The organism is Robertkochia marina (assembly GCF_004799345.1).
Taxonomy (GTDB): domain Bacteria; phylum Bacteroidota; class Bacteroidia; order Flavobacteriales; family Flavobacteriaceae; genus Robertkochia; species Robertkochia marina.
In genome coordinates, this window is record NZ_SSMC01000001.1 from 388,331 (window position 1) to 407,333 (window position 19,003).

Here is a 19,003-nt window from a genome sequence, read left to right on the forward strand (position 1 = left end):
ACCATCCACCCCTTCCGTCATCGCCTTCGACACTGCATCCCATGCGCCATCTGGCTCCTTCGCTAAAATGGTTCACTAAACCATTTCTTCACGCTCGGCCCTCCCTGTCTAGGGGAAGGAGCCCCTTATTTTTTCACACTTTTACTCATCCACAATTCATAATCCATCATTCATAATTAATCCCGCAGCGCGGGATTCCCGACTCACCACTAACTATTGTTTCCGATGCGCCAGCACGGGTGGCGGCTGCCCGTTAAACGGATTATACATACGACCGATAGTTCGGGCATCCATGGCGGCGGCACGGAGCACACTGCGTTCGCCGAAGCGTTCCCGGATCTTGTCCATTGCGTGATAGAGGTTGAGACGTTCCTGGGTATCATCAAAAAGGTCGATCTGGTAATTACCCCCTACCAGGTGACTAAAGCGCACTCCGATAAGACGCACCAACAGCCGCCTGTTGTACAGCTTATCAAAAAGGTCAAGGATGGTCGGAATCAAAACATGGTCGGCACTGGTATACGGGATACGCAACTGTTTGGTATAGGTATTAAAGTCAGAGTACCGCACCTTGACCGCCACGCAGGCCGTAAGCTTATTGCCTCTTCGCAGCTGAAAGGCCAGGTTCTCGGTCATAGCCGTGAGGATACCCCTGAGTTTGGCCACATCAATGGTATCCTTATCAAAGGTTCGCTCGGTAGAAATGGACTTGCGTTCATTGAAAGGGATCACAGGAGAGGTATCGATCCCGTTGGCCCGGTCCCAGATAGTCACCCCGTTCATGCCCAGTACCGAATGCATCATATCCCGCGGCATTTCCTGTATGGTCTTTACCTGCTTGAGCCCCAGGTTTCGCAGGGTCTGATAGGTCTTATCGCCCACCATGGGGATCTTCCTGATCGACAACGGAGCGAGGAAGGGCTTTTCAAATCCGTAGTCGATCTTGAGCTGGTTGTTGGGTTTGGCCTCGTTGGTGGCCACCTTAGAGACCACCTTATTCACCGAGAGTCCGAAGGAGATCGGCAGACCTGTTTCCTTGATAATGGTATGGCGCAGCTCGGAGGCATATTTATAACAGCCAAAGAACCGGTCCATCCCCGAGAGGTCGGCATAGAACTCATCGATACTCGACTTTTCAAAGAGGGGTACCTGCTCCTTGATAATATCGGTGACCATATCAGAGTGCTTACTGTACACCCCGGCATTTCCACGGATGACCACGGCCTCCGGACACAGCTGCTTGGCCATTTTCATCGGCATACCCGAGTGCACCCCAAAGGCCCGGGTCTCATACGAACAGGCGGCCACCACCCCACGATCGCTGGTGCCACCCACCAGTAAGGGTCTCTTTTTCAACCTGCTGTCGATGAGGCGCTCTACCGACACATAAAAGGTATCGAGGTCGAGATGAAGAATGGTCCTGCTCATTTTGAATGGAATTTTTCCCAAAATTAGGAATTATTCCAATATGGTGGGGTGTCAAATTTGTTAAAATAGGTAGACGGGTAAGCGGGTAGACCGGTAGGTAGACAGAAAAATCTTGAATACTATCGTCTTTGCGAGCTTTATGAAATAAAGCGTGGCAATCTCCCGATTACACCACTTCAGTTTTAGAAAAGGATGATTTCATTTAGCACGGAGATAACTTCATGAGGTCCTTCACCCTGCAAGACAGGGCTCAGGATCTTCTTTTTTATGGATACAGAAATGAGTATTAGCCTATAAATTGGACTGTAGTACCCGATTCGGGAGACCTGTCTGCCGTGGCATGCCAGGCAGGTTGCCACGCCACGCATAGCGTGGCTCGCAAAGACGAAGAACCACCCCGTCCTTCCCCAGCGCGCAGGCTGGCTCTATCGCGAAAATGGTCCACCGGACCATTTTTACCGCTCAGCCCCCTTGGAAAGGAGGGGAATATTTCGTTTTCAAAATAAACATGATCATGAGAAGCCCATACTCCTCTCCCTTCGGGAGGGGAAAGCAACACCATTGGTTTTGCAGGGGAGGGCTTATTAGCAGAAAGCTAAAATCAAAAGATTGCCACGTCGACCTGAAGGTCTCCTCGCAATGACGTTCACTTCATAACCTTATAACTCAAATAAAAAATGCGGCCCGTAAGCCGCATTTTTTATTTGAATGCCTGTATCCCGGTGATGTCGGCACCGGTAATGAGCAGGTGGATATCGTGGGTACCTTCGTAGGTGATCACACTTTCGAGGTTCATCATATGGCGCATAATGCTGTATTCGCCGGTGATGCCCATCCCGCCCAGCATCTGTCGCGCTTCGCGGGCGATCTTGATGGCCATATCTACATTGTTTCGCTTGGCCATAGAGATTTGGGCCGTAGTAGCCTTACCTTCATTCTTTAATTGTCCTAAACGTAACGCCAGGAGCTGAGCCTTGGTGATCTCGGTGATCATTTCGGCCAGTTTCTTTTGCTGCAGCTGAAAGCCTGCAATAGGCTTGCCAAACTGGGTTCTTTCTTTGGCATATCTCAGAGCCGTATCATAGCAATCCATGGCTGCTCCGATTGCGCCCCAGGCGATCCCGTAACGGGCAGAGTCAAGACATCCAAGCGGAGCTCCGAGTCCGTTCTTACCTGGCAATAGGTTCTCCTTGGGCACTTTTACATCCGAAAAGATAAGCTCCCCGGTAGCCGAGGCTCTTAACGACCATTTGTTATGGGTTTCCGGAGTAGAGAATCCGTCCATACCGCGTTCTACGATGAGTCCATGAATTCGCCCTTCTTCATTCTTGGCCCATACCACTGCAATGTCAGCAAAAGGAGAATTGGAGATCCAGAGCTTGGCTCCGTTCAACAGGTAATGATCGCCCATATCCTTGAAACGGGTTTCCATTCCCCCGGGGTTGGAACCGTGGTTGGGTTCGGTCAATCCGAAACATCCCATCATCTCACCGGTGGCCAGCTTAGGAAGGTATTTTTTCTTTTGTTCTTCAGATCCGTAAGCGAAGATCGGGTACATCACTAAGGATGATTGTACCGAAGCCGTAGAACGAATTCCGCTGTCGCCTCTTTCAATTTCCTGCATAATGAGTCCGTAGCTAATCTGATCTAACCCGGCTCCTCCGTATTCTTCAGGGATATAAGGTCCGAAGGCACCTATTTCAGCGAGTCCGCTTAACAACTGTTTCGGGAATTCTGCCCTTTGGGCAAAATCTTCTATAATAGGAGATACTTCGCGTTTTACCCACTGACGGGTAGCATCGCGAACCAATTTATGTTCGTCACTCAAAAGGTCATCGATCTGGTAATAATCGGGCGCTTCAAATAGGTCTGGTTTCATAGTCTTCACAATTTAGGTCTTCAAAGGTATACAATGAAATATAACATTACAATAGCATAATGTTACATTTTTAACATTAATATTAGAAGACCTACACCTCGTAATTATCCCAGTTGGCAATCTCGTTGCGCTCCTCCGGTTTAATGCTTTGCTCAAGGATCTTTTTGTCGTATTCCAGTCCGTGTTTTTCCAGTACATCCTGTGGCACCCCATCCCAGACATTGGGCACGTTACCCATATAACCCAGGTCATCGATTCCCATCTTACTGGTGAAAAATCCGGAAGCGACCAGGTTTCTGATGCGAGAAAAGAACCTTGCCCCATGTTCAAACTGGGGTTTTACCTCATCAGGATAGGCAATATCATCTAAAATATCTTTTTGCTGCTCTTCTGAAGCTTTTATAAAATCCGCCTCATAGCGCTTGTTGCTCTCATAATCAAGCCACATCAGGCCTCCCCGAAGCGGGGTTTGCTGCCAGGGCATGTCTTTTACAATAAATTCGATAAAATCAGGCACTCCTGCATCGGTAGCCGACCCTGAGGTCTCATCGGCAGGAATGATCAGATCGGCCAATACACCTATGGTAGCCATTTCGTGATCGTTAAAGAAGGTTTCGCTCATCAGGCGTTGATCTCTGGCCAGCTCTTCGGGTGTTCTACCATAGCCTCCCCCGGCAACGATCTCTCCTTCTGAAATATCGGTGGCTGTTACTTCAGCTTCCTTATCGGTAAGACATCCTGAAAACATGAACCCGGAAGTCACGGTCCCGGCAAACATGGCTTTAATACTTTTTCTTCTGTCCATACTGCTTTCTTTAAACGTTCATTTTTTTGATCTCCTGGTCCAGGTATTCCGACGCCCTCCAGGCCAGGGCCAGAATGGTCCAGGTCGGATTCTTATCGGCCTGAGACACGAAGGGTCCGCCATCCATCACAAAGACATTGTCTACATCATGCAATTGATTATAACGGTTTACTACTGATGATTTGGGATCATCGCCCATACGGGTGGTTCCCACCTCGTGAATGATCCTTCCCGGGTTGTGCAATCCGTAGTCACGATCAGCACCGGGTCTGTCACCCAGTAAGATTCCCCCCATATTGGTTAGGAGCTCTTCAAAGGTATCGTGCATATGTTTGGCCTGCATGCGCTCTTCATCGGTCCATTTGTAATGGAAACGCAATACCGGAATTCCATACTGGTCTACCACATTGGGATCCAGTTCACAGTAATTATCTTTTTGAGGAATACTCTCGCCTCTTCCTGACATCCCGACAACGGCTCCGTAAAAACGTCTCACATCATCCTTCAATCCGGCGCCATAGCCTCCTGCCTTCTTCATATTTCCATCTTTCCCGGGTACCAGGCCATTGAGATTTTCCATCCCAAATCCGGTACCGTAAGACGGCATACCCATACCTCCCCAGAACTCGATATGGTAACCTCTGGTAAATCCGTGTTTACTCGCATCCTTCATCCACCAGGGCACATAAAGGTGCATCCCTCCAACACCATCTTCATTATAGCGTTTCCTGTCCATGAGCGATGGGATCAGTGCCGCCCTGTCTGCACCGGTAGAATCGTGAAGGTAGTGCCCGATGAGTCCGCTGGAATTCCCCAAACCGTTAGGGTATTTCTCTGATCGGGAGTTCAGCAGGATACGGGCCGAACCACAGGCACTGGCGGCAAGAATAACCACCTTGGCCTTTACCTGATATTCTTCCATATCGGTCTTATTGATAAAGCTTACCCCTGTAGCCTTGCCATTCTCATCAGTCAGCACTTCCCTTACCATGGCATTCACAAAAAGGTCTACATTATCGTACTCCAGGGCAGGTTTTACCAACACCGAAGAAGATGAGAAGTCTCCATAGATCGTACAGGAACGGGAACATTGATTACAGAAAAAACAGGCACCCCTGCGGTTATCTATTCTCTTTGTCAAAATAGAAAGTCGGGAAGGAATTACCGGAAGTCCCATTTGCTCCCCGTATTTTTTCAGGTACATTTCGTGAAGCCGTGGTTTTGGTGGGGGCAGAAAATAACCATCGGGCTCATTGGGCAATCCTTCTTTGGTACCGAACACCCCGATAAACTTATCTACTTTATCGTACCAGGGTTTTATATCGTCATAGCCTATAGGCCAGTTCTCTCCTTTGCCATCGAAATCTTTTCGCTTAAAATCCAGCGGACCGAATCGCAGGGATATTCTACCCCAGTGGTTGGTGCGTCCGCCAAGCATGCGTGACCGGAACCAATCGAACTTGGTGCCATCCTTTCGGGTATAGGGTTCTCCATCGATCTCCCATCCTCCGTAGGCCATATCAAAATCGCCAAAGGCGCGGGTACTTCCTGCTCCTCTTCGGGGAGATTCATACGACCATTTTAACTGGGTTTGTTGTTCGGCATTGGCAGGATCGAAGTGTGGACCCGCTTCCATGAGAGCGATCTTGTAACCGGCTTCAGAAAGCACTTTAGCGGCCATTCCTCCTCCGGCCCCTGATCCTACGATACAAATATCATAAACCGAGGCATTCTTCTTGATCTGAAAAGACATAGGCTATTACATATTAAGACAGCCTAAAATATCCTATTTTTATTCGTTTCGCACAACTAATTAAGGAAAAATCGCTCAGTGACATCTGAGAGTATGTGGGCAACATGGGAGACAGGATAACAGGGATGATTTGTGAAATAAAAGGAGGCTCCCCGCCCTGGACAGGGAGGGGTGGAGCGAGACTTCGTCTCGATCCGGGGTGGGTTGAAATAAGCATAAATTATACAACCCCTTCCGTCCCCGACTCCTCGCTGACTCTCGATAGCCGGCGCCACCTTCCCCTGACCAGGGGAAGGCACCCATTGTTATTATAATATTTATTCCGATATCCCATTCCTGAGAAATCTGAATTTCAAAAATCTGGAGAGGGCATCGGAATTACATTTTCAGGTAGAAATCCTTGGTAAGGGTAATATAGTCTTCTGTATACACATGTCGTTCCTTCTCGATCACCAATTCTCCGGTTTCGGGTGCTGACTCCTCAGAACTGAATTCAAAAAGAGTTCTTTTAAAAGGTGCCTCAGCATGTCCTTTAACACGGGTTAGTCGTTTCGGGTAAAGTCCGGCCTGTGCTGCGAGCTTAATGATCTTATCTTCTTCAGCATAGGGTGCCACCATGGCTAACACACCCCCCGGATTCAGGAATTTAGGTACTCCTGATAGTAGTTCTTCAAATGGAAGGGAGAAATTGGAGCGTGCCATCGCCCTGTTATCTTCTTCGGCCCTGTAATCGGCCGTATAGAAAGGCGGATTGGAAACGATAAGGTCGTAGGTGTCATCCATCTCATCTACGAACTCATCCCATCCGGCGTGGTAGCAGAACAGGCGGTCGTTCCAGTCAGAGGCTTCAAAGTTCTGAACACATTGCTCAAAGGCATCATCATCTACTTCCAGGGCATCGATCAGCATAGCATCCGATCGTTGTGCCAGCATCAGGGCGATGAGTCCGGTGCCGGCTCCAATATCCAGAATGGCATGAGGACGGTGTTCCAAAGAAACCCATGCTCCCAGCAAGACGCCATCGGTACCTACCTTCATGGCGCAACGGTCCTGATGGATATCGAATTGCTTAAACCTGAAAGGTGTGGCTGACATCTGTAAATTGATTAAACGATTAAAGGTAAAGATCAATGAGTCCCTCAGGGGTACGCACTATGATCTTTTTCTTCTTACGGTCTACCTTCACGATAAACTCGTCGTTCATAGGAATAAGCACTTGCTTTCCTTCCCGGTTCACCTCAAAAAGGGCCTGTGCTGTAGAATCGTTCACCCCTTCAATAATACCTACGTGTCCGAAGTTCTCATCTTCCATTTCAAACCCGGTGATCTCGTGAAAATAGAATTGATCATCGCCCAGTTCCGGAAGCATTTCCATTGGCAGGTAGAGCTCTGACATGAGTAATTTATCGGCCTCGGCTTCGGTATCGACCTCTTCGAGCTTCATTCGCAAGAGGGTCCCTTTATGCAGGGCAGATCTTTCAATAAAAAAAGGAACCAGGTTGTTGCCCATGGCAACAAACACTGATTCCAAATCTTTGTAGAGTTCGGGTTCGTCTGTATCCAATTTGGCTAAGACCTCACCCTTAAAGCTGTATTTTCTAACTATTTTACCGAGATAGAAGCAGTCTTCTTTTCTCATAAAAAAATTTAAGCTTCAGCTTCTTTGTTCTCTTCACCTTCTACAGCAGGCTCTTCACCTTCAGCAGCGGTTTCCTCGGTAGCAGCTTCTTCAGCAGCATTAGCTTCAGCCTCAGCTTCGGCAGCAGCAGCTTTACGCTTCTCATTTACTTCTTTCTCTGCTTCAAGAGCTTTCGCTTTCGCTTCTTCTTCAGCCTTAGCAAGACCTTCAACTTTAGAAGTTACTTTAGCTGCTTTCTCCTCCAACCAGGCATCAAATTTCTTGTTTGCCTCTTCTTCGGTAAGAGCTCCTTTATCAACACCTTTAAGAAGGTGATGCTTCAGCATAGCTCCTTTGTAAGAAAGAATTCTTTTAGCAGTGTCAGTAGGCTGAGCACCGTTTCTTAACCACTCAACAGATCCGTCTACATCAAGTTCGATCTGAGCCGGGTTAGAAGTTGGATTGTAAGTTCCAAGTTTTTCAAGGAATTTACCATCTCTTTTTGCACGGCTGTCAGCCGCAACGATCCAGTAAAAAGGCTTCCCTTTTCTACCGTGTCTCTGTAATCTGATTTTAACAGGCATAATTACATTAATTGGTGGGGTTCACGACCCCGATTATTAATTTTTTGAGGGTGCAAATATAAACTAAAAAGTTATTATTCTTCTATTTAAATGCATTAAAAAATTCAGGGTGAGGGATTTATTTGGGGTTACGAGTTTACGGGGTACGAGGTACGGGTTATAATTTTAATGCCCTACTAACAGCTCCTTCCAACAATGTAACCCGTGACCCGTCACTCGTAACGTATTTTTAACACGTAAAACCCTTAACAGTTCTTAACATTAGTCGTTAAATTAATGATAAACCCTCTTAAATATTTGATAATAAGCCTCTTATCCATTATATTAAATATGCGTTGTTGATAGTCAACAACATTAATTAACGAACCAATTAAAGCAGAATACACATGAAGTTTACTAAACAAATGTCAGACCGTTTAAATATTCTGCTTGTGAAGGCATATGACGCTGAAAAAGAATATTTAAACGCAATGAACAAGGTCGAAGAACCTGAAATTAAAATGTTCTTTAAGCGAACCGCAGAGCAACGAGGCGATTTTGCCCGCGACCTGCGCAGAGAGATCCTGAGCTACGGACAGATCCCGGAAGACAGTGGTTCTTTCAGAGGAGACACCGTAAAATTCTGGACCAACCTAAAAGCCCTGCTATCGCAGAATAAAGTAGAGGTGGTCTTAGAGGAATGCTTAAAAGAAGAAAACAGGATCATTGAAGAATACAATGAAATACTGGAAGATCAGCGCACCTTACCCCCAACAACAGCAGAACTTTTGATCGAGCACAGAGCGGCCATTAAAAGAACAATGAACAAGGTGAAGCTCTTTGAAGAAGTAGCTTCCTGATCTTAAATAAATAAGCTTGACAGCCCGGGCATTACGCCCGGGTTTTTTATGGCTTTTTCGTAACTTCCGTACGCTATGAAAAGTCAATTATTACGATTCACTAAAAAGGGCATCTACTGTCCGCCCGCCGGGGTGTATCTCGACCCGTGGAGGCCCGTAGAAAAGGCCTTGATCACCCATGGTCATTCTGATCATTCCCGTTGGGGGCATCAGCAATACATAACCCATCACCACAACAAACCAATCATTGAACATCGTTTGGGCAATATCAATGCGAAAGGCATTGCATGGGGCGAAGACCTGACCATCAATAACGTTAAATTCAGTTTTCATCCGGCAGGACATATTCCGGGCTCCTCCCAGATCAGGGTGGAGCATAAGGGAGAGGTATGGGTATTTACCGGTGATTACAAATTGGAAAACGACGGCATTTCCACTCCCTGGGAGCCCCTTAAATGCCATGGTTTCATTTCTGAATGCACCTTTGGTATTCCGGCCTTTAACTGGAGACCCCAGGAGGAAGTATTTGACGATATCAATACCTGGTGGATGCATAATAAAGCTGATGGAAGAACCTCCGTCCTTTTCGCTTATTCCCTCGGCAAGGCCCAGCGGTTGCTAAAACATTTAAATCCAGACATCGGTCAGATCTATACTCATGGGGCTATTGAAAATATGACCGAAATACTGCGCTCCTTTACGGAGTTACCTCCAACTATACAGATCACCAAAGACACTCCGAAAGCTGAAATTGCCGGCAACCTCATCATTGCACCCCCAAGCACCCATGGCAGCGTCTGGCTTCGCAAATTCACCCCTTTCGTAACGGCTTCTGCCAGTGGGTGGATGGCTTTCAGGGGTGCCCGCCGACGAAGGGCTGTTGATCGTGGCTTTGTGCTTTCTGATCATGCCGACTGGCCCGGACTGTTACAGGCGGTCAAAGAAACAGGATGTGAAAGGGTGATCGCCACCCACGGATATACAGAGGTGTTTTCGCGGTATTTAAGGGAAGAGATGGGGCTGGATGCCCGGGCAGAGTCTACCGAATACGAAGGCGACACCGCAGAAGAACAGGAAAAAGTTACCTCAGATACCACTGTTGAATGAAAGATTTTGCCCTCCTCATAAAAGATCTTGACAGCACCAACAGCACCAATAAAAAGGTGAAATACCTGAGCGAATATTTTTCTACGGCCGAGCCGAAGGACAGGCTATGGACCATTGCCCTACTGTCTCACCGAAGACCGAAGCGCCCGGTAAATACAACCAGGCTGAGAGAGTGGGCCTCAGAACTGGCTTCCATTCCGCTCTGGCTTTTTGAAGAATCCTATCATATTGTAGGCGACCTGGCCGAAACCATCGCCCTGGTCATTCCCGGAGAACCTGAGGCAGAAACCATCTCCCTTCATCAACGCATGGAGGAATTGATCGCCCTGAGGTCGTTACCGGAAGAAGAGCAAAAAGAATATCTCAGCAATACCTGGATGACCTTTGACCATTACGAGCGTTTTGCCTTTACCAAACTCCTTACCGGAGGGTTTCGCATTGGGATCAGTCAGAAACTCATGACCCGGGCCCTGGCCAGGGCCACCGAGCAGGAAGAAGATATCCTGGCCTATAAGCTCATGGGCAACTGGACCCCTGAGACCACCACCTTCCACGACCTGGTATACAGCGATTCAAAGGAAGCGCAAAAAAGCAGGCCTTACCCTTTTTACCTGGCCTATGCTCTTGAAGACGCTCCGGACCAACTTGGAGACCCTACGGAATGGATGGCAGAATATAAATGGGACGGGATTCGCGGACAGCTGATTTACAGAGACGGAGAAATCTTTGTTTGGAGCCGGGGGGAAGAACTGGTTACCGATAAATTCCCGGAGCTGGAGGGGTTATCTTCCTTTTTGCCAGATGGGGTTGTTCTCGATGGAGAGATCCTGGTTAGAAAAGGAAATACCCTGGGTTCTTTTAACGATCTTCAAAAAAGACTGGGGCGAAAGACCGTCAGTAAAAAACTACTGGAAGAAAATCCGGTTTTCATGATGGTGTACGACCTCCTGGAATGGGAAGGCAAAGATATTCGACAGCGATCGCAGAAGGAAAGACGCTCCCTGTTGGAGCAACTTTTAAGGCAACTACCAGACCAACAGGACCTGTTAGCATTGTCGCCATTATTACCCTTTAATTCCTGGGAAGAACTTTCTGCCCTACGCGATGGCGCCAGGGAGGCAGAGAGTGAAGGCCTCATGATCAAATCCAGGCAGGCCTCTTATGGGGTAGGGCGAAAAAAAGGAGATTGGTGGAAATGGAAGGTTGACCCTTTAACCATCGATGCCGTGCTCACCTATGCCATGCGTGGCCATGGCCGGCGTACCAACCTTTTTACCGACTACACCTTTGCACTATGGGATCAAGGAGAACTGGTCACCTTTGCGAAAGCTTATTCAGGGCTCAGCGATGCCGAGTTCAGGGAGGTAGACCGCTTTGTAAAGAAGAACACTACCGATCGTTTTGGCCCGGTAAGGCAGGTTACCCCTGAGCTCGTATTTGAGATCGCTTTTGAAGGTATCGCCCCCAGCTCCAGGCATAAAAGCGGGGTGGCCGTACGGTTTCCGAGAATGCTGAGATGGCGAAAAGACAAAAAGCCGGAAGAAGCCAATACCCTCAACGACCTTAAAGCCTTTCTATGAAACATCAGAAGATCATCGTCGAGGCCGAAAACTGGTTTAAGCAGCACGGTTGGAAACCCTTTCCTTTTCAGAAAGAAACCTGGAACGCATGGCTTAACGGCAAACATGGTTTATTAAACGCCCCTACGGGAAGTGGAAAGACCTTTGCCCTCTGGGTGCCCATAGCCCTTTCGTTAAAACACTATCCCGGGAAAACCAGATCAGAAAACACCGGGGTAAAGGCTATCTGGATCACCCCCCTTCGGGCCCTTTCTTTGGAGATTGCCCAGGCTACACGGGAATTTGCTCAAGGTCTTGAACTGGATATTGAAGTCGGCATCCGCACCGGGGATACCTCCCAAAAGGAGCGGGCCGCACAACGCAGAAAAATGCCCGACCTGCTTATTACCACCCCCGAGAGTCTGCATTTATTGCTTTCCTCAAAGAACTACGAAAAACAATTTCGAAATTGCCGGGCCATTGTGGCTGACGAGTGGCACGAACTGCTGGGCAGCAAGCGGGGGGTGCAAACAGAATTGGCGCTTTCGAGATTGAAGACCCTTTGCAAAGACCTTCGCATCTGGGGTATCTCAGCCACCATAGGCAACCTCGAACAGGCTCGTGAAGTGCTTCTGGGTCCCGGGTCGACAGCCTTAGAAAATTCTGTGATGATCAAGGCTGAACTCCGAAAAAAGATCAAAGTCTCTTCCATCATTCCGGAGGCCATGGAAAAATTCCCCTGGCGGGGTCACCTGGGAATTCATCTCCTGGATGAAGTAATCCCTATTTTAAAAGCAAGCCGGTCTACCCTCCTTTTCACCAATACACGTGCCCAGTGTGAGATCTGGTTCCAGGCCATCCTCTCTAAATACCCTGAATTTGCCGGAGAGATCGCCATGCATCACGGGAGTATCAATAAAGAAACCCGGTTATGGGTAGAACAGGCCATTCGAAATGACAGTCTCAAGGCAGTGGTCTGCACCTCCAGCCTCGACCTCGGTGTGGACTTCGCCCCGGTAGAAACCATTATTCAGATTGGTGGCCCCAAAGGGGTAGCCCGCTTTCTCCAACGGGCTGGACGCAGTGGGCATCAACCAGGAAAAGAGAGTAAGATCTGGTTTTTACCCACCCACGCCATAGAACTCATTGAGGCCTCGGCCCTGAAAAAGGCTGTAAAAGAAAAGGCCGTGGAAGACCGAACACCCTACCTGCTTTGTTTCGATGTGCTTATTCAATATCTGACCACCCTGGCTGTTTCTGACGGATTCTACCCTGAAGAGATCTACCGGGAGATCCGATCAACCTTCTGTTACCAGGGCATTACCGAGGAAGAATGGCAATGGGTTTTGAACTTTATAACCATGGGAAGCCAATCGCTCCGGGAATACGACGAATATCGCAAGGTGGAAGTGATGGAGGACGGACTTTTTAAAGTGAACAACAGGGGGGTTGCCATGCGCCACCGACTCTCTATCGGGACCATTGTAAGCGATGCCATGCTTACCGTAAAATATATGAAGGGGGGTTACCTGGGGCAGATCGAAGAATGGTTCATCTCTAAACTCCAACCGGGAGATGTATTCACCTTTGCAGGAAGAAACCTCGAGCTGTTTCGTATCAAACAAATGCAGGTACTGGTAAAACGATCTAAAAAGAAAACCGCCAAGGTACCAAGTTGGATGGGTGGACGGATGAGCTTCTCTTCACAGATGAGCGACCTACTGAGAAGTGAATTATACCTGGCCAACGATCCCGGATCTCAATTGTCGCCGGAGTTGAAAGCCCTGGCTCCGGTATTTGAACGACAGCAGAGAGAATCTATCGTACCGGGGCCGGGAGAATTTCTCATTGAAACCTTTAAGACCCGGGAAGGGTATCACGCTATCTTTTATCCTTTTGAAGGACGGTTTGTACATGAGGCTATGGCGAGTTTACTGGCCTACCGCATCAGCCTTCTCGACCCAATCAGCTTCTCCATTGCCTTTAACGATTACGGGTTCGAGCTCCTCTCTGACCAGGTGATCAATATTGAACAGGTGATCGACAACGATCTTTTCTCTCCTTCTTACTTACACAGCGACCTGGAGAAAAGTTTGAATGCCACCGAAATGGCCCGAAGAAAATTTCGGGATATCGGGGTGATCTCAGGATTGGTATTTCAGGGCTATCCCGATAAACAGCTAAAAAGCAAACACCTGCAAAGCAGCTCGCAACTATTTTTTAACGTGTTTCGCGATTTCGAACAGGATAACCTGTTGTACCTGCAGGCCTTCAGAGAAACCTTCGAACACTCTTTGGAAGAAGGCCGGCTTGCACAAGCCCTGGAGCGCATACGCACCCAGGAGGTTATTTGGAAAAATTGCGAAAAGCCCACCCCCTTTTCCTTCCCTATCATTACCGACCGGTTGCGGGAAAAACTCTCTTCGGAAAAGCTGTCTGACCGGATTCGAAAAATGCAAATACAGTTCGAGAAATAGGCTTGTTTCCTGAGGAATTTGCTAATTTTAAAGATGCACCTCTTTTGACAGGAAGAGCAGCACAACACATCATGATGGAAGAAAACAAAAAGAGAAAGATCTCTGTAGAAGGCGACCTGGAATTTACCGGACTCAAGGTGACCAAACCGGCAGATACCGCTGCCGGATTCACAGGAGTGAAGGTGGCCATGGAACACGGAATGAAGGAAATGGGCATTGTGAAAGCCTTCAGCACCCTTCTGCATATGAATCAAAAAGATGGTTTTGATTGTCCGGGCTGCGCATGGCCCGATCCGGAGGAACCTTCCAAGGTGGCAGAATACTGTGAAAATGGCGCCAAGGCTCTTGCTGAAGAAGCCACTAATAAACGGGTAGACCCCGATTTCTTTAAAAAACATTCTGTTGAAGAACTGTCTCTATGGTCTGATTACCGTATCGGTAAGAGCGGCCGACTTACACACCCTATGGTTTTAAGACCCGGAGAGGTCAACTATGAGCCAATCAGTTGGGAAGGTGCTTTTGACCTTATTGCAGATCATCTGAGATACCTAAGCACCCCTGACGAAGCTGTATTTTATACTTCCGGGCGCTCGAGCAATGAGGCAGCTTTTCTCTATGGCCTATTTGTACGTGCTTTCGGAACCAATAATATGCCCGACTGCTCCAATATGTGCCATGAATCGAGTGGGGCAGCCCTGGGCGAGACCTTAGGTATCGGTAAGGGTTCGGTAAAACTCGAAGACATTCACGAGGCCGAGGTTATCCTGGTCATGGGGCAAAATCCGGGAACCAATCATCCACGCATGCTGCTGGCCCTTGAGAAATGCAAAAAGAACGGAGGTAAGGTGATCAGCATCAACCCCTTAAAAGAACCTGGATTGGTCCGATTTAAAAACCCCCAGGAGATTAAAGGCTTGCTTCTTGACGGCACCCCCATTGCCGACATTCATTTACCCGTCAAGATCAACCAGGACGTACCCCTGATGAAACTCATCCTCAAAAAGCTTGCTGCGCTCGACCGGGAAAAAGGAAAGGTGTTTGATCATGATTTTATTAAAAAATACGTGGCTGGGTATGTACCTCTTATGCAGGACCTGGAAAAATACGACGAGACCGACCTGTTGGAACGATGCGGGGTAAGTGAGACCCTGATCGACCAGGTAGTTTCCCTGTTAGCCGTTAAGAAAAAGATCATTATTTGCTGGGCCATGGGGCTTACCCAACATAAGAATGGCGTAGAAAATATCAAAGAATGTGTGAACCTCCTTTTGCTGAAAGGCAGCCTTGGAAAACCCGGAGCAGGAACCTGTCCCGTACGAGGACACAGTAATGTACAGGGCGATCGCAGCGTGGGTATTATGCATCATGTAAGCCCCCGGTTAAACAAAGCCATCGAAGCTGTATTTGGTTTTAGTCCGCCCGACAAGGAAGGACTCGATACTGTACATGCCATAAAAGCCATGCACGACAAAAAAGCGAAGGTCTTTATTGCCCTGGGAGGTAATTTCCTCTCAGCAGCCTCCGACACCCGGTACACGGCAGAGGCACTTCAAAATTGCGACCTTACCGTGCAGATCAGTACCAAGCTCAACCGATCTCACCTGGTTACAGGAAAGACTGCTCTTATTCTGCCCACCCTGGGGCGCTCGGAAAAGGACCTGAAGGATGGCGAACAGCGATTTCTGACCGTGGAGAACAGTATGGGGAAGGTGCATCGTACCAAAGGACTCCTGCCGCCTGCCTCAGACAACCTCAAGAGTGAGCCCGAGATCGTTACCGGTATCGCCCATGCCTATTTTGGAGAAGACCATCAGGTACCATGGCTGGAGATGGGATATGACTACGAATTGACCCGAGGCAAATTAGGCGAGGTCGTCAAAGGCTTTGAAGGGCTGGGCAAACGCAGTGAAGGAAGTGGATACTATCTTCCGAACAATGTGAGAACCCTTGATTTCAGCAAGCTCCCGGAAGGCAAAGCCCAACTCAGTATCTGCGGTTTGCCCGAACACGACCTGGCGGAGGATGAACTACTGATGATGACCATCCGGTCTCACGACCAGTTCAATACCACCATCTACGGACTCCATGACCGCTACCGGGGTATCTACAACGAACGCCGGGTGATCCTGATGAATGAAGAAGATATGCGTTCACATCAATTGCAAAAAGAGGAGGTGGTGAACCTCAGCAGTACTTATGACGGGGTAGTGAGGAAGGCTGAAAAATTTATTGTTGTTCCCTATGATATCCCGCGTGGCAATATAGCCTCCTATTTCCCGGAAACCAACGTATTGGTGCCCTATAATCATTTTGCTGATAAGAGCAATACCCCGATCAGTAAATCAGTAAAAGTCCGTATCCATAAAATTTCCTGAGATGACCCCCACCACGGCTGTATTTCGCGAACACACCTTTGAGCTTCACCCCTATGGTGCCGCGTTCTGGAAAGACCGGTCGATGTTGCTGGTAGCGGATGTTCACTTGGGAAAAACGGCCCACTTCAGAAAAAATGGCATGGCCGTACCGGAGCAGGCCATGTACAAGGCTTATGAAAAACTGGATGAGCTGTGTGCACACTACGAGCCGGAAACCCTCTGCTTTCTGGGCGACCTCTTTCACAGTTATATCAATAATGAGTGGAAGCTGTTTCAGTCGTGGGTGCGTACAGCCAAAACCAACCTTGTACTGATCACAGGGAACCACGACATCATTCCGGAACACAAGCTGGAAAAACTGAATATCGAGATCAAAGATGAATGGGAGCTCGAAGAATTTCTGCTTACCCATGAACCCACCGATCACCCGGAATTATTCAATCTCTGCGGTCATATTCATCCGGGTATTCGATTGAAAGGCCCTGCAAAGCAAACCCTGAAATTGCCCTGTTTCTTCCAAAAAGAACACCAGCTCATCCTTCCTGCCTTTGGCGAATTCACCGGGAAATACGTAATGACCCCCACTAAGGAGGATAAGGTGTTTGCTGTGACCCCGGAGGAAGTTTTGTTGGTGAGTGGAGAGTAGAGTTCGAGGGACGAGTTTCAGGGACGAGGGTGAGGATCACTATAAGGGAAGAGTTTGCCATCCTTCGCTAAAGCTTTGGTGTACATCTAGGATGATAACAAGGGACCAGTTTGCAATTTACCTGCATTGAAGTATAGTGACTTTCTTTTTAATCGCGATACAGCTGATAAAAAGAGCGACAGTTCTCATTAAAATATTTTAACAAATAAATTCCTATATTTCAGATAACAAGCGAATTAATCAACCTGCTTTTCAAATGATGCCACTTCTTACTTCCCCCGGACATGATTTGTTAATGCCTAAATCAACATCATGAATCTTATTAAACGATTGCTCCTCCTGTTACTAATCCTCCCGGTCTTATGCTTTTCACAGGAGAAGGTAACCTCAGCCTATATTGACTCCCTGGCAGAAGTATCCATGGCCAAATTTCCCCAGGCGGGAGTAGCTATTGGGGTCATACAAAATGGGGAGGTTACCCATTTGAAAGGCTATGGAGTGGCCTCCAAAAACAAGAACACGCCGGTAGACGAAAACACCCTGTTTGCTATCGCCTCCAACAGCAAGGCTTTTACAGCAACTGCTCTGGGAATATTGGTTGATCGAGGAGAACTTTCGTGGACCGATAAGGTGACCGATCACATTCCGGAGTTCAGGATGTATGCCCCTTATGTGACCGCTAATTTCACCCTCGTCGACCTGTTAACCCACCGAAGCGGATTAGGCCTTGGCGCCGGAGACCTGATGTTCTTTCCGGACGGGGCGGATTTTACCGTAGACGATGTTATCAAAAGCTTTCAATACCAAACTCCGGTTTCTGACTTCCGTACCAAGTACGATTACGACAACCTGTTGTATGTGGTGGCCGGGGAAGTTGTACACCGGGTAAGTGGGAAACCCTGGGATCAATTTGTGCAGGACGAAATCATGGCCAATCTTGGGATGGCGCACTCTGTGGGTATTTTTCAGAATATCTCTGGTTATACCAATATAGCCTATCCGCATAAAACAGAAAATGGTGAGGTGATCGAAATTCCCACCTATACTAAAAATGACGGGAGCCTAGGAGCTGCCGGAGGTATTTATTCCAGCGTTTCTGATCTGAGTAACTGGGTTAAAATGCATTTGAACAGGGGGGCTTATGGCGAGTCAAAAATGGATACGCTGATCTCCGAAGTCAATCAGATGGAATTGTGGAAAATACATACTAATATCTTTTACGATCCTTTTGGAGATAACCCGTTTAAACAACATTACAGAGGGTACGGCCTCGGATTCTTCCTCCAGGATATGAATGGATATACAGTGGTCAATCACACCGGAGGATTGCCGGGTATGCTCTCCATGGTCACAATGCTCCCGGAACTCAATGCTGGGATCATCGTACTTACCAATTGCGATCCGGGAGGGTATAATTACAGAACCTTATCCTTTGAAATTATAGAAAAGTTAACGGGGGTGGATACAATGGATTGGATCGCATTTACTGAGGAGCAACTTAATCGCTCCTCCTCCGAGGCAGAAGCTGTGGTAAACGCAGTATGGGAACAGGTAGAAAAGTCCGGGTCTGTTGAATTGGATCCCTCCAAATTTACCGGAACTTACAAAGACCCGTGGTTTGGAAAAGTCGAGATCTATGAAAAAGATGGGATCCTGTGGTTCAGATCCCTGCGCTCACCCAAACTTCACGGAAAGATGAGCTATTACCAGGCAAATACCTTCGCCATAGCATGGGATTACCACGATATGAATTGTGATGCCTTTGCCACCTTTCAGTTGGATGAGACCGGAAAAGCTTCGGCTATTTCTATGAAGGGCATCTCTCCTGAGATCGATTTCAGTTTTGATTTTCACGACCTCGACCTAAGAAGAATTACAGAGTAATACCAATATCCGCTTACAGTTATGATCCCATTTAAACACAAAGTGTCTG

Annotated in this window: 14 protein-coding genes; 7 read left to right on the forward strand and 7 right to left on the reverse strand. The window is 47.9% G+C overall.

The window, feature by feature from the left end; translation table 11 throughout:
- Positions 1 to 213: 213 nt before the first annotated feature.
- The 7 genes from dinB to E7Z59_RS01635 form a co-directional block, all read right to left on the reverse strand.
- The gene (gene dinB, locus E7Z59_RS01605; RefSeq protein ID WP_136334540.1) at positions 214 to 1,428 is read right to left on the reverse strand and encodes a DNA polymerase IV; all 1,215 of its coding nucleotides are present in this window, start codon (positions 1,426 to 1,428) and stop codon (positions 214 to 216) included.
- A gap of 700 nt (positions 1,429 to 2,128) precedes the next feature.
- Positions 2,129 to 3,307 carry an acyl-CoA dehydrogenase family protein gene (locus E7Z59_RS01610; protein ID WP_136334541.1) on the reverse strand — a complete coding sequence of 393 codons (1,179 nt, stop codon included), beginning with the start codon at positions 3,305 to 3,307 and terminating at the stop codon, positions 2,129 to 2,131.
- Positions 3,308 to 3,398: 91 nt separating this feature from the next.
- A complete protein-coding gene (locus E7Z59_RS01615) occupies positions 3,399 to 4,112 on the reverse strand; it encodes a gluconate 2-dehydrogenase subunit 3 family protein (RefSeq protein WP_136334542.1) in 714 nt (237 codons plus the stop codon).
- 10 nt (positions 4,113 to 4,122) lie between these two features.
- Positions 4,123 to 5,865 (reverse strand): GMC oxidoreductase, encoded by a 1,743-nt coding sequence (locus E7Z59_RS01620; RefSeq protein ID WP_136334543.1) that lies wholly within the window; start codon positions 5,863 to 5,865, stop codon positions 4,123 to 4,125.
- Between the two features lie 378 nt (positions 5,866 to 6,243).
- Positions 6,244 to 6,960, reverse strand: a complete 717-nt coding sequence (locus tag E7Z59_RS01625) for a tRNA1(Val) (adenine(37)-N6)-methyltransferase (RefSeq protein ID WP_136334544.1) — start codon at positions 6,958 to 6,960, stop codon at positions 6,244 to 6,246.
- 19 nt (positions 6,961 to 6,979) lie between these two features.
- Entirely contained in the window at positions 6,980 to 7,504 is a 525-nt protein-coding gene (gene rimM, locus E7Z59_RS01630; RefSeq protein ID WP_136334545.1) for a ribosome maturation factor RimM, read from the reverse strand.
- An 8-nt stretch (positions 7,505 to 7,512) separates the two neighbouring features.
- Positions 7,513 to 8,067: a 30S ribosomal protein S16 gene (locus E7Z59_RS01635; RefSeq protein WP_136334546.1), complete on the reverse strand. Its 555-nt coding sequence runs from the start codon at positions 8,065 to 8,067 to the stop codon at positions 7,513 to 7,515.
- 386 nt (positions 8,068 to 8,453) lie between these two features.
- On the opposite strand from E7Z59_RS01635, the gene E7Z59_RS01640 reads away from it, so the two are divergent.
- The 7 genes from E7Z59_RS01640 (at position 8,454) to E7Z59_RS01670 (ending at position 18,954) form a co-directional block, all read left to right on the forward strand.
- Positions 8,454 to 8,906 (forward strand): ferritin-like domain-containing protein, encoded by a 453-nt coding sequence (locus tag E7Z59_RS01640; protein ID WP_136334547.1) that lies wholly within the window; start codon positions 8,454 to 8,456, stop codon positions 8,904 to 8,906.
- Between the two features lie 75 nt (positions 8,907 to 8,981).
- Positions 8,982 to 10,013 carry a ligase-associated DNA damage response exonuclease gene (locus tag E7Z59_RS01645; RefSeq protein WP_136334548.1) on the forward strand — a complete coding sequence of 344 codons (1,032 nt, stop codon included), beginning with the start codon at positions 8,982 to 8,984 and terminating at the stop codon, positions 10,011 to 10,013.
- Positions 10,010 to 11,593 (forward strand): ATP-dependent DNA ligase, encoded by a 1,584-nt coding sequence (locus E7Z59_RS01650; RefSeq protein ID WP_136334549.1) that lies wholly within the window; start codon positions 10,010 to 10,012, stop codon positions 11,591 to 11,593. Before E7Z59_RS01645 ends, E7Z59_RS01650 begins: the two co-directional genes overlap by 4 nt.
- On the forward strand, positions 11,590 to 14,049 hold the full coding sequence (locus E7Z59_RS01655; protein ID WP_136334550.1) for a ligase-associated DNA damage response DEXH box helicase: 2,460 nt from the start codon (positions 11,590 to 11,592) through the stop codon (positions 14,047 to 14,049). Before E7Z59_RS01650 ends, E7Z59_RS01655 begins: the two co-directional genes overlap by 4 nt.
- A gap of 74 nt (positions 14,050 to 14,123) precedes the next feature.
- The gene (locus E7Z59_RS01660; RefSeq protein WP_136335484.1) at positions 14,124 to 16,424 is read left to right on the forward strand and encodes an FdhF/YdeP family oxidoreductase; all 2,301 of its coding nucleotides are present in this window, start codon (positions 14,124 to 14,126) and stop codon (positions 16,422 to 16,424) included.
- A 1-nt stretch (position 16,425) separates the two neighbouring features.
- Entirely contained in the window at positions 16,426 to 17,070 is a 645-nt protein-coding gene (gene pdeM, locus E7Z59_RS01665; RefSeq protein ID WP_136334551.1) for a ligase-associated DNA damage response endonuclease PdeM, read from the forward strand.
- Between the two features lie 312 nt (positions 17,071 to 17,382).
- Positions 17,383 to 18,954: a serine hydrolase gene (locus E7Z59_RS01670; protein WP_136334552.1), complete on the forward strand. Its 1,572-nt coding sequence runs from the start codon at positions 17,383 to 17,385 to the stop codon at positions 18,952 to 18,954.
- The last annotated feature ends 49 nt before the right edge of the window (positions 18,955 to 19,003 follow it).